The following is an 11,415-nucleotide window of genomic DNA, read 5'->3' as shown; positions in this document are numbered from 1 at the left end:
CGAGACCGGCCAGGCGGGGAACGGCGGCGAGGCTGAGCAGCAGGAGGGCGCCGCCGAGGAAGAGGGGGGCGCGGACGTCGAGGGCGGTCCCGATCCATCCGGCGAGGGTGACCCCGGTCAGCATCCCCAGCCGGCTGGCCAGCAGGTAGCTGCTGTTGACGCGGCCGAACAGCTCCCGCGGGACGACACGCTGCCGAAGCGTCATCACCTGCACGTTCCAGGTGACCACACCGAAACTGGCGACCGCGTACATCGCCGCCACCAGGACCACCGACGTGCCCAGGCCCATCACGAGCAGCGACACCGCCATGGAGGCCAATGCCAGGCCAATGCGGGAACGCAGCCCCAGCCGGCTGCTGAGCCGTCCGGCTCCGAAGCCGGCCAGGACACCGCCGACGGCACCGGCTGCGAGCACCGCGCCGTACAGCAGCGGGGGCGCGTCCAGGTGCCGGGTGACCAACAGGACGAGCAGCGTCACGCCGAGGTAGAAGGCCAGGGTGGCGGCCGTGCAGACCACGGCGAGCAGGCGGAGTCCCCGGTGGTTCCAGAGCCAGCGGGCGCCGTCCCCGATCTCGGTCAGTATCGGTTGCCGGCCCTGCACGGGCGCCGGGCGGCCGGAGCGGCCCATGACGGCGAGCAGCACCGCAGCAAGGGCGAAGGTGAGCCCGTCCACGACGAAGGGCAGTCCGGCGGCCACCGCGAACAGCGCCGATCCGAGCAGCGGTCCCGCGAAGTGGCCGCCCACGATCTGGCTGCCCTGGAGGCGGCCGTTGGCGAGGTCGAGCCGGTCGGCGGGGACCACGTCCCGCAGCATCGACATGGCCGCGTTGTCGAAGAGAGTCTCACCGCAGCCGAGCGCGAAGGCAACCAGCGCGAGGGCCAGCAGCGGCGGGCTTCCGGCGAGCGTCCACACGGCGAACCCGGCCACCACCATCGCCCGTAGCGTGTCGGTGGACATCATCAGCCACCGGGGATCGAGCCGGTCCGCGAGGGCTCCGCTGAAGGGCGACACCAGCAGCCACGGCAGAGTCCCGGCGGCTGCGACCACCGCGACGGCACCGGGTGAGGCGGACACCGAGACCGCGAGGAGGGGAAGCGCCGCCTCCCGCATCCCGTCACCGACCGAGGACACCCACGACGCCGACCACAGCAACGTGAACTTCCGCCCCGGGCGGCTTGGTTGACGCGTCCCGCGACGCCCTGGCAGCAACGTCATGCGGGCACCCTCGCACACCGGCCGGCGTTCACGAGGGGTCTGCCGGGGACTGGGGCGTCGGCAGCGGAGCCCGGAACCCGCCGGCCTTGTGGGTCCCGTCGCAGAACGGGGGAAGAGCGGACCGCCCGCAGCGGCAGAGCGCCACCGTGCGCCCCGGTGCGGCGAGTACCTCCCCGCTGGGCAGGCGGATCTCGGCGTCGCCGCGCAGCAGCAGAGGCCCGTCGGGGTACACGGTCACGGTGGCGGCGGGCAGCGCCTCCGCGGGATCGGGGCTGCGGCAGGTGCCGTCGGCCGGCGACGTGCGGCGAGGGCGGAACGGTGTCATGGCCTCACACCTCCGACACGCAGGGCCGGCTCTCGGTGAGCAGGGAGGAGATGCCCTGCCGCCACCGGCTGAGCAGGTGTTCGGACATCCGTCCGCCCAGGGCCAGCGCGCAGGCGGCACCGAACAGGACGTCCTCCGTGAGCGCGGGCTCGGCCCGTACCAGGGCCCCGCACACGTCGTGGGCGGCGATCTGCTCGTGCACCGCGTCCGCGGTGACGTGCTCGTCGTAGAAGGCGGTGTCCGCGGGGGTGCCGCCGAGCCGCCGGAGTCCGTTGCCGTAGCGGCGGTTGGGCAGGGACGAGGTCATCTCGAAGGCCGCCAGGTGGCCGACGAGCGCGCCCCTCAGCCGGCGGTGCAGCCCGAACAGCGAGATGGCGTTGGAGGTGGCCAGGGTGACTGCGGGCACGCGGGCGAGATAGTGGCCGTAGGCGTCTTCCAGGCCCAGTCCGCGCATGGTCCGGCGGAACAGCTCCGCGTGCATGCGTTCCGCTCTGCCGCCTCCGTACTCGTCGGCCAGGATCTCCACCAGGGCCGCCTTGGCCGGCCCGGCGAGCCGGGGGACGGCCCAGGCGTGCGGGTCGCCCTCCTTGAGTTGGTACAGCGATCGGTGGATGACGAACTCCCGGAACTCCTCGGCGCCGGCGTCGCGTTGCAGGTGAGCGGCGAGGGGCGGTCCGTGCTCCTGCTCGGTGAGCCGCTTCAGCGCCTCGGCGACGCCGCCGCCGGTGTCCGCGTCGCGGAGCAGGGGGGCGGCGACGCCGGTGCGCAGGTCCCTCTCGAATCGCTGCTCCAGGGACGCCCGGAGGGCCAGCAGCCCGGGGTCCCACTCCCACTCCTCGGACACACCCTCCCAGCCCCGGTAGTGAAGCTCGTAGCAGACGTGGAGCGCCAGTTGCAGGTCCTCGTCGGCTGCCGCGCCGTTCGCGCCCCGGTCCGGCAGGGGGTCGAAGGCGGTCCGGGCGCGGGAGGGCGGGGTGGGCAGCATGCCGATCAGCCGGTCGCTGACGGGCCCGCGGGCCGGGGGCAGTCGCATCGTCTACCTGCTTTCGGTGGTCTCTTGCTTCGTACGGCGTGCGTCGGGCGGGTGTCGGGAGAACAGCGGCGGACAGCGGGCGGCGGGCCGGCGCGGGCAGCCGGTGTCGTCCGTGGGAGGCCGGATCGGTGTCTCCTGTGCGGAGTGCGGGGTGCACGGGCGGCCCCCTCCCCCGGCCTCCGCTCACCGGGCGACGGCGTATGCCTGGCCCCCGCGCGGACTGGCCGCGGCGACCACGCCGCCGTCGTCCACGCCCGTCGCGCACACCCTGCCGAGGGTCTGCGCCGGGACCTCGCGGACCTCGTGGCCGCGGTGGCCCAGCTCCTCCAGCACGGCCTGGCCGAAGCCGTGCTCGGCCACCAGGGCGAGCGGACGCGACTGGCGTGGTGTGAACGAGGTGGGGACGTGGTCGGTGTGGAACGTGGTCGCCTCCGTGGCCTGTTGCGGTGCCATGCCGAAGTCGACGTGGTTGAGGAGGAAGTGCAGCGTCCACTGGTCCTGCTGGTCCCCGCCCGGTGTGCCGAAGGCGAGGTGGGGGCGTCCCTCCTTCAGTACGAGGGTGGGGCTGAGCGTGGTGCGCGGACGCTTGCCGGGCGCGAGGGCGTTGGGATGCCCCTCGACCAGCCATGCCATCTGTCCTCGGGTGCCGAGCGGGAAGCCGAGGCCCGGCACCACGGGGGAGCTCTTGAGCCAGCCACCGCTGGGCGTCGAGACGACCATGTTGCCCTCCCGGTCGGTGGCGGTGACACAGGTGGTGTCCCCCTTGGCCGCGGTCCGCAGCAGCACGGTGGGTATGCCGCTGTGCAGTTGGGAGAGCCAGTCCGGATCGGTGGGCGTTCCGGAGCGGTCGAGGCACTCGGGGACGTGCGGGGGGCGGCCGTCGGGTGAGCCCGGACGCAGCACTCCGGACGCGGCGGGCCCGATGAGCTCGCGGCGCTTCGCCGCGTAGTCGCGGTCGAGCAGGGCGGCCAGGGGCACGTCGGCGTGGACCGGGTCGCCGTACCAGGCCTCTCGGTCGGCGTAGGCGAGCTTCGCCGACTCGACGACGGTGTGCAGGTGGTCGGCGCTGCCGTACCCCATGGCCGTCAGGTCGAAGCCCTCCAGGAGCGCCAGTTGCTGGAGGAAGACCGGACCCTGCGACCACGGTCCGGGCTTGTGCACCAGGTGGCCGCGGTAGTCGAACGACGCGGGCGTCTCCACGGGCGGCTGCCACGAGGCCAGGTCCTCTCCTGTGAGCAGGCCGCCGTGCCTGCGGCCCGTGGCGTCGACGGCCGCACCGGTGGTCATGTACCGGTCCACGGCCTCGGCGACGAAACCCTGGTAGAAGGCCGTCCGTGCGGCCTCGGCCTGGGCTTCGCGGTCGGGTCCGGCCGCTCGGGCCTCGGCCAGGATGCGTCTGAACGTCCGTCCCAGGGCGGGGTTGCGCATCCGGGATCCGGCCGCCGGTGCGGTGCCGTGGTCCAGATAGGTGCGGCCGGACTCGGTCCACTCGTCGCGGAACAGCGGAGCCATCACGCTGATCATCTCGGCGGCCTTGGGCAGCAGCGGATACCCGTCCTCGGCGTACCCGATGGCGGGCAGCAGCACGTCCTCGACCCGGAGGCGCCCGCGGTCACGCAGGAGCCTCATCCACGCGCCGAATGCGCCCGGCACGCACGCCGCCAGCAGTCCCGAGCCGGGGACGGCGTCCAGCCCACGCTGCCGGAAGGCGTCAACGGTGGCCGCCGCGGGCATCGGGCCCTGCCCGCAGACGACCTCTACCCTGCCGCTCGCCGCGTCGTGGACCAGGATCGGGGCGTCCCCGCCGGGGCCGTTGAGGTGGGGTTCCACGACCTGGATGACGAGGGCGGCAGCCGTCGCGGCGTCGAAGGCGTTGCCACCGCGGTCGAGCATCGCCATTCCCGCCGCCGAGGCGAGCCAGTGGGTGGAGGAGACGGCGCCGTGAGTACCGTGCAGTTGGGGGCGGAGCAGCACAGGGGGTCCTTCCAGGGGAGTCACTGAACGGCGTGCGGGGCGGTGATCCGGCCGTGGGCGACCGCCGTCACGCGGCCCGTCACGGCGGCTTGCGGAGGGGAGCCGTCCGACACCGTGAGCGTGCACGCCAGCAGGGCGGGCCGGCCTGCTTCGGCGCCCTGGTGGAGGGTGTAGGCGTGGCTGTCCTGCTCGGTGGGCAGCCGGCCGGTTCCGGCCAGCCACAGCCCGAGGGCGGCGGCCACCGGTGCGCACGCCGGGTCCTCGGCGATGCCGAAGCCGGGGGCGAAGAGCCGGGTCCGGGCGGCGCGTCGGGAGCCGTCCCAGTTGAGGAGGCACAGGGCGGGGAGCGCGGCGGCGGCCATCCGGGCCGGGTCCGGCTCCGCCCGGGCGAGAGCCGCCTCCCGTACCGGCAGGAAGGTGAAGGGTGTTCCGAAGCCCTCGGCGCGGGGTCTCCCGCCGGACGCGTCCTCGGAGGTGAGTCCGACTGCCGCGAGCAGCGGTGCCGGGTCGAGGTCGGCGCCCGGAGCCGGTCCGGTGAGGGTGAGCGTCGCACGGTCGGCCTGTGCGGTCAGGACATGCCGGGCCGGCCCGCATTCCTGGACCACACGCCCGGCCGGGACGGCACCGAGCCGTACCAGCGTCGCCGCTGTGCCGACACAGGAGTGCCCTCCCCCGGAGGATTCCGCGGTGGGGGTGAACACCCGGACCCGGTAGGTGGCGTCCGGTGCCGTGGCCGGCAGCACGAACGCCGTCTCCACGGCGTTGAGCTCCGCGGCGATCGCGCTCATGGACGCGGTGGACAGGCCGTCGGCGTCCGGGACGACCGCCAGGGTGCTGCCGGCGAAGGGGCGGTCGGTGAACATGTCGACCACCTCGTAGCGGATCACGGGGCGCCTCCGGGTGCGAGCACGGCCTGGGCGATGTCCTCCAGTACCTCGATGCGGCCCTGGTAGGGGAAGCCGTCCCGCGGCCAGTGGATGACGACGTCGGTGAAGCCGGCGGCCTCGAACAGTCCGCAGGCGTCCTGGTAGACGGAGGCCGAGTCGGAGACGTCGCGGATCATCGCCCCGGTCACCACCAGGCGACGCAGCGTGGACGGATCACGTCCGATGGCGGCGCACGCCTCCTCCATCGCACGCATTTGGCCGGCCAGGTGCGTGACGGCGTGGTCGTAGCGGGCGGGCTCGCCCCAGCCGGGCTGCCCGGCCGTCACCCAGATGTCGGCGTACCGGGCCGCCAGTCGCATGCCGCGGGGGCCGGTGGCAGCGACGGCGAACGGCACCCGCGGCCGCTGCACGCTCCCGGGGACGGTGTGCGCGTCGACGGCGGTGAAGTACCTGCCCGTGTAGTCCGTCACCGGCGACCGCAGCAGCAGGTCGGTCAGCTCGACGAACTCCTCGAACCGTCCGGCACGTTGGGAGGGCGACGGCGGCTTCGAGCCCAGCACCTCCTCGTCGTGGCCGCCCGCTCCGGCGCCCAGCCCGCAGACGAGCCGGCCGCCTGAGATGTCGTCGAGCGCTGTCAGCTCCTTCGCGAACGTCACCGGATGCCGGAAGGCCGGGCTGGCCACCAGGGTGCCCAGGCGGATGCGCGAGGTGGCTGTCGCCGCCGCCGTGAGGGTGGGCACCGTCCCGAACCACGGCTTGTCGCGCAGGGTGCGCCACGTGAGGTGGTCGTAGGTCCACGCGTGGTCGAAGCCGAGGGCTTCCGCCCGGGCCCAGAGTTCCCGTGCCCGCGCCCACCGGTGCTCGGGCAGCAGGACCACGCCGTGCCGCAGCCCGCTCACCGGGCTGCCGCCCGTGCACGGTCGAGGGGCAGCCCGGCGGCCAGGCGGGCAATCCGGAAGAGGGAGTCGGTCAGGTCCTCCTCGCACGCGAGGACGTCCGGTTGCCGCAGTTCCTCGGGGACCTCGTCGCTGCCGGCCGCGGGGTAGAGGCCGTTCGCGACCAGGTCCATGGCGACGGCCTTCTGCCTTCGCAGGAGTTGGGAGGCGACCTCGGACAACGAGACCGGGGCGCGCAGGGTCAGGAAGTAGCAGTCGAAGACGGCGCCCCACATCCGCGGCTGGGCGGTGTCCCGGTCGGCGACGGACCGCTGGAGCAGGGAGCGCCCTCCGGTGACGAGTTTCGAGGCCACGCCGAGGTGGATCTGGCTGCTGAGTCGTACCTCCCGCACCAGCGCGTCGACCTGCGAGGCCGCGACGGGCGGCACCCTCCGCCCGCGGAAAAGGCTGCGAACGGCCGGGTAGTCGGGGGCCCACGTGCCGCTGAAGGTGCTGTGCAGGCGGTACATGCTCGGCCGGATGGTGCCGTTGTAGACGGCGCGGTCGCAGGAGCCGGTGTAGAGCAGCATCCCGCAGTATCCGCGGACGTGCTGGGTGATCTCCGCCGACAGCTCCTCCCGGTCGCCCTCTCCCGCGGAGAGCCGGGCCAGGGCGTCGGCGAGCAGCCGCCAGATGACGAAGGAGATCTGGTGGCCGGTGATCCAGCGGAACCAGAACAGCCGCTCCAGTGTGTGCCCGACGGCGGGCCGGGTGATCTCGAATCCCTCGTCCGCGCGGGTGTGGAGGGCCCGGCAGACCTGCGTCACGTCGGCGTGCCGTACGCATCCGCCGGTGGCGTACGGCTCCCCCGGGTGCGGGAGGGTCAGCGGTTCCAGGCCGTAGGGGTAGTCGCTGAAGTCCCAGCTCCCGGTACCGGGAAGGGCGAGGGCCGCAGCGGCGCCGGGGATCACGAGGCGGTCGCCGGGACGTGGGTGAACTCGAACTCCAGGCCGTTGACGTCGAGGCAGTAGAAGCTCTCCACCCCGTCGTCGTCCATGACGACGTCGGTGGGCGGGTCCGGCAGGGAGAACTCGTACCGGCCGGAACGGGCCAGTTCCGACCAGTGGCCGCGCCAGCGGCGCAGGGCGTCCGGGGAGTCGACGGCCATGCAGACGTGCTGGAACTGCGTCTCGTGCGGGTGGGGCCGGCCTTCGCCGGAGGCGGCACGTTCGAAGAGGTGGAAGCGGGTGTCTCCGTGCACCAGTTCGGCCATGCGCACGATGCCCGGCAGGCGGCTCACCGTCAGGTCGGAGAACCGGTCCGTCGCCCAGGTGCGCCGGCAGCCGAGGAAGTCGCGGTACCAGGCGGTGCAGTTGTCGAGGTCGGTCGTCTGCACCGCGATGTGGTGCAGGTACGTGTGCGGGAGAGGGGGAACCGGCGGAACTGACTGAGCCTTCATGATTCTCCTTCGGCGGTCCGGTGCGGGTGGCCGTGGTGAGCACCGCTCCGGTCAGAGCTGTTCCAGTTCGAAAATCACTTCTCCGACCGCCAGGTCGATCGTGTGCTTGCGGCGCAGGAGCCAGCCGCCCTCCTCGAAAACGGATTCCCAGTCCGCGACAGTGGGGATGAAGGTGCCCATGAGGTCGTGGGCGACCTCGAAGCCCAGGGTGAATACCGGGATCTCGTCATCGGCAATGCCCACCGTGCGGGTGGCGTCACCGAGCAGGAACCGGCGGGTGCCCGGGAACAGCTCGCGCAGCCGCCGCAGTGTGGCGACGCAACTCTGCCGCGGCCAGAAGTCGTGCCCCATCATGAAGGAGGTGAGGAGTTCCACCTCCAGGAACTCCTCACGGGGCTCCATCGCGAGCACGTCCGCTTCCACGAAGAGAACACGGTCGGCCAGTCCCGCCGCGGTGGCTGCTTCGGCGGCCGACGCCAGGGCGGGGCGGGCGATGTCGACGCCCAGCCCGCGGGCCGCGGGAAAACGGCGAAGGAGTTGCAGCACGCGTTCCCCGCTACCGCATCCCAGGTCCGCGACGGCGGTGACCTCGAAGTCGATCCCGTCGACCGCCTTCCGGAACCAGGGGTCGTAGCAGAACGTGCTGATCTCCCGGCAGGCGTACGCGATGGCCGCGCTGTCCCGCCGGTGGAAGTCTCCCACCCTGTTCTCGGCGGCCAGGACCTCCGGCATGCGCCGGAACAGGTCGGCGCTGCCCCGGGAGAGCCAGTGGAAGAAGGAGCGGGCGCGGTAGGTCTCGGCGAAGTTGGCAGCCGGAACGACCTTCGCGTCGTCACGTTCCACTATGTCGACGGCGGCCAACGCCCGGAAGAGAGCGAGTGCCGCCGTGAAGTCGAGATGTTTTTCGGATGCGAACTTGTGGACATCGAGAATGCCGTGGTCGGATAACTCGTCCAACGCCCCGATCTCCCACGCCGCACCCACCGCCGAGGCGGCCACTGCCGAATTGAAGATACGGGCCACCGACGCTTCGGCGTCACCGGTAGTCATACCGACTTCCCCCAAATGTTTTTGAGTCGCGCAGGTTCACGAGCCAACAGGATCTTGAGAGCCGTTGATCGTCTTTCGGCAGTTCGCCCGGCCGGTACGTGGTCCGATCGTGAGGGCCGGTAGCGCGTGATCTTCGAGCGGAGGCTCGGGTCCGTTGTCCCGAGGCGCAGGATGTCCGCTACGTTGCCATGCTCCCCCATTCCGGGCCGTCACATCAAGCGCTGTACACAACAACGACCGCAGGGTTGACGAAGATGCCAGGGGAAATGCATCGTAGTCAACTGTCAGGCATCCGCGGTATTCTGGCGGGGAGACTGTGGACAGTCAGGGTTTGACCAGCCCTTTCCGGCAGTGACTCAGCCGACCGTTCCCGCCTCTCCGCCAGGCTTGCGCTTCAGGTCGATGAATTCCGTGCACCCCCTGGACGAGGGACATCAAGTGGAATGGGACGATCCTGCACCGGCGAAAGACGGATTAGCCACACAGCACCAGCAAACACAGTATGTGCAGCGCGACGCGGGCCCGGTCCGCTCCCATACGGAGTGGGACCCGCTTGAGGAAGTCATCGTCGGCATCGTCGACGGCGCGAGTTTCCCGACTTGGCACTTCTCCATGGAACCCGTTCTTCCGGTCGGACGGCACGAGGCGTTCCGCCGCAACGCCGGCCGCTCGTTCCCTCTGGAACTGATCCGGGCCGCCCGGGCGGAACTGGAGGAGTTCGTCCGGATACTCGAAGCGGAAGGCGTGACCGTCCGCCGTCCGGAGCAGATGCCCCAGCGCCGCCCCTACTCCACCGGCGAGTGGGCCAGCACCGGCATGTACGCGGCCATGCCGCGGGACGCGCTGCTCGTGGTGGGTGACGAGATTATCGAGTGCCCCATGGCCTGGCGCTCGCGGTACCACGAGACGCTCGCCTACCGGCCCCTGCTCAAGGAGTACTTCCACGGCGGCGCGAAGTGGAGCGCCGGGCCCAAGCCGGAGTTGCGCGACGAGCTCTACGACCACGAATGGACCGAGCCGGGCGACGGCGAGCCGGTCCGCCTGGTCGTCACCGAGTTCGAACCTACTTTCGACGCGGCCGACTTCATCCGCTGCGGCCGGGACATCATCGCGCAGCGGAGCAACGTCACCAACACCTTCGGCATCGAGTGGCTGCGCCGCCACCTCGGCGACCGCTACCGCATCCACGTCCTGGAGTTCGACGACGCGCACCCCATGCACATCGACGCGACCCTGATGCCGCTGGCCCCCGGCAAGCTGCTCGTTCACCCCGACCGGGTGCGGCGGGTACCGGACCTCTTCCGGGGCTGGGACGTGCTGCGCGCCCCGGAACCGGTGATCCCCGACGCCCACCCGCTCTATCTGACGAGCAAGTGGATCAACATGAACCTCCTCATGCTGGACGAGCAGCGCGTGGTGGTGGAACGCCAGGACGAGCCGATGATCACCGCGCTCAAGAACTGGGGCTTCACGCCCATCCCGTGCAACTTCCGCCACTTCAACAGCTTCGGTGGCTCCTTCCACTGCGCCACGCTGGACGTCCGCCGCCGGGGCGGACTCAACTCCTACCTGGGTTGAGGAGCCTCGTGCGGATCCGGAGGAACCCGAGCGAGCCGCGGAACACCGGGCCCGTCACCCTCCGCACCGAACGGCCGGCCATGCCCCACACACGCTCCACCAGGAGAAATGCTCCGACGCCTGATTCGAAGGAGTTTCCGTGACCAATCCGTTCGACGACCCGGAAGGGCGATTCCTCGTGCTGCGCAACGAGGAGGGCCAGCACTCCCTGTGGCCGGCCTTCGCGGCCGTACCGGCGGGCTGGCTGGTGGTACGCGGTGAGGACGACCGTGACGCGTGCCTGCGCTGCGTGGAGGAGCACTGGACCGACATGCGCCCCGCCGGGCTGATCGCCGCCGGGTCCTGAACCACCCGTGACCGGGGCGGACCGAACGCCCGCCTCGGCGGCCCACGGCCCGTGCACCGGTGACCGCCGCCGCACGGAGGCCGCACCGTCGCAGCCGCCGACCATGGCCGCCGACGCCGCCTGATTTGGGGTGTGAGATGTCAGAACGCCGTCTTGAGCCCGTCGGCCTGATGCCAGGCCAGCGGGGCATGTGGTACGCCCAGCGGTTCGATCCGGACAGCCCGATCCTCAACGTGGGTGAGTACCTGGACATCACCGGCCCGCTCGACGTCGCGCTGTTCGACGAGGCGTTGCGGCGGGCCGTCCAGGAGGCACAGGCTCTGCGGCTGCGCTTCTCGGAGGACGACGGAGTGCTGACTGCGGCCGTCGATCCGTCCGTCCGGCACACGCTGCACCACATCGACGTCCGGGACGAGGAGGACCCGCAGGACGCCGCCCTGGAGTGGATGCGGGCCGACCTCCGCAGACCGCGCGATCCGCTGACCGACCCGCTCGCCCGCTACGCCCTCTTCCGGGTGGCCGACGACCGCTTCCACTGGTACCAGGGGTGCCATCACCTCGTCAGCGACGGCTTCAGCTTCCCCCTCGTCGCGGGCCGGGTCGCGGACCTCTACACGAGGCTCGTCGAGGGCGCCGACGACCTCGGCCGCCCGTTCGAGCCGATCCGGGTCC

Annotated in this window: 12 protein-coding genes; 3 read left to right on the top strand and 9 right to left on the bottom strand. The window is 71.6% G+C overall.

The genetic code is table 11. The features are described from left to right. The 9 genes from B7767_RS00600 to B7767_RS00560 all read right to left on the bottom strand — a co-directional run. On the bottom strand, window positions 1-1,132 hold a 1,132-nt coding region (locus B7767_RS00600; RefSeq protein ID WP_218775761.1), incomplete at its 3' end, for an MFS transporter. Between the two features lie 112 nt (window positions 1,133-1,244). Continuing rightward, window positions 1,245-1,541, bottom strand: coding sequence for a CDGSH iron-sulfur domain-containing protein (locus B7767_RS00595; protein ID WP_085570337.1), 297 nt, complete (start codon window positions 1,539-1,541; stop codon window positions 1,245-1,247). Between the two features lie 4 nt (window positions 1,542-1,545). Beyond that, entirely contained in the window at window positions 1,546-2,574 is a 1,029-nt protein-coding gene (locus B7767_RS00590) for an iron-containing redox enzyme family protein (protein WP_085570336.1), read from the bottom strand. A 183-nt stretch (window positions 2,575-2,757) separates the two neighbouring features. Continuing rightward, the gene (locus B7767_RS00585) at window positions 2,758-4,548 is read right to left on the bottom strand and encodes a gamma-glutamyltransferase family protein (protein ID WP_085570335.1); all 1,791 of its coding nucleotides are present in this window, start codon (window positions 4,546-4,548) and stop codon (window positions 2,758-2,760) included. Window positions 4,549-4,568: 20 nt separating this feature from the next. Further along, window positions 4,569-5,435 (bottom strand): PhzF family phenazine biosynthesis protein, encoded by an 867-nt coding sequence (locus tag B7767_RS00580; RefSeq protein ID WP_107485714.1) that lies wholly within the window; start codon window positions 5,433-5,435, stop codon window positions 4,569-4,571. Continuing rightward, window positions 5,432-6,334, bottom strand: coding sequence for an LLM class flavin-dependent oxidoreductase (locus B7767_RS00575; protein ID WP_085570334.1), 903 nt, complete (start codon window positions 6,332-6,334; stop codon window positions 5,432-5,434). The genes B7767_RS00580 and B7767_RS00575 overlap by 4 nt, the downstream gene beginning before the upstream one ends. Continuing rightward, the gene (locus B7767_RS00570; RefSeq protein WP_085570333.1) at window positions 6,331-7,281 is read right to left on the bottom strand and encodes a hypothetical protein; all 951 of its coding nucleotides are present in this window, start codon (window positions 7,279-7,281) and stop codon (window positions 6,331-6,333) included. Before B7767_RS00570 ends, B7767_RS00575 begins: the two co-directional genes overlap by 4 nt. Next, window positions 7,278-7,769: a VOC family protein gene (locus B7767_RS00565; RefSeq protein WP_085570332.1), complete on the bottom strand. Its 492-nt coding sequence runs from the start codon at window positions 7,767-7,769 to the stop codon at window positions 7,278-7,280. Before B7767_RS00565 ends, B7767_RS00570 begins: the two co-directional genes overlap by 4 nt. Window positions 7,770-7,820: 51 nt before the next feature. After that, window positions 7,821-8,819, bottom strand: coding sequence for a class I SAM-dependent methyltransferase (locus tag B7767_RS00560; protein ID WP_085570331.1), 999 nt, complete (start codon window positions 8,817-8,819; stop codon window positions 7,821-7,823). A gap of 504 nt (window positions 8,820-9,323) precedes the next feature. Between B7767_RS00560 and B7767_RS00555 the strand changes: the two genes are divergently transcribed. From B7767_RS00555 to B7767_RS00545, 3 genes are all read left to right on the top strand, one after another. Continuing rightward, entirely contained in the window at window positions 9,324-10,397 is a 1,074-nt protein-coding gene (locus tag B7767_RS00555) for an amidinotransferase (protein WP_085570330.1), read from the top strand. A gap of 139 nt (window positions 10,398-10,536) precedes the next feature. Further along, window positions 10,537-10,743 carry an MbtH family protein gene (locus tag B7767_RS00550; RefSeq protein WP_085570329.1) on the top strand — a complete coding sequence of 69 codons (207 nt, stop codon included), beginning with the start codon at window positions 10,537-10,539 and terminating at the stop codon, window positions 10,741-10,743. Window positions 10,744-10,913: 170 nt separating this feature from the next. Then, the coding region (locus B7767_RS00545) for a condensation domain-containing protein (protein WP_256923272.1) at window positions 10,914-11,415 on the top strand (502 nt) is incomplete at its 3' end.

Source organism: Streptomyces sp. 13-12-16, from assembly GCF_002114215.1.
GTDB lineage: Bacteria > Actinomycetota > Actinomycetes > Streptomycetales > Streptomycetaceae > Streptomyces.
Note: the sequence above shows the minus strand (reverse complement) of the source record. Positions and strands in the feature narration are given on the sequence as shown.

Bases quoted from the DNA above. Each gene is read 5' to 3' on its own strand.
- B7767_RS00595 (WP_085570337.1), bottom strand. From the start codon at position 1,541: ATGACACCGTTCCGCCCTCGCCGCACGTCGCCGGCCGACGGCACCTGC.
- B7767_RS00590 (WP_085570336.1), bottom strand. From the start codon at position 2,574: ATGCGACTGCCCCCGGCCCGCGGGCCCGTCAGCGACCGGCTGATCGGC.
- B7767_RS00565 (WP_085570332.1), bottom strand. From the start codon at position 7,769: ATGAAGGCTCAGTCAGTTCCGCCGGTTCCCCCTCTCCCGCACACGTAC.
- B7767_RS00560 (WP_085570331.1), bottom strand. From the start codon at position 8,819: ATGACTACCGGTGACGCCGAAGCGTCGGTGGCCCGTATCTTCAATTCG.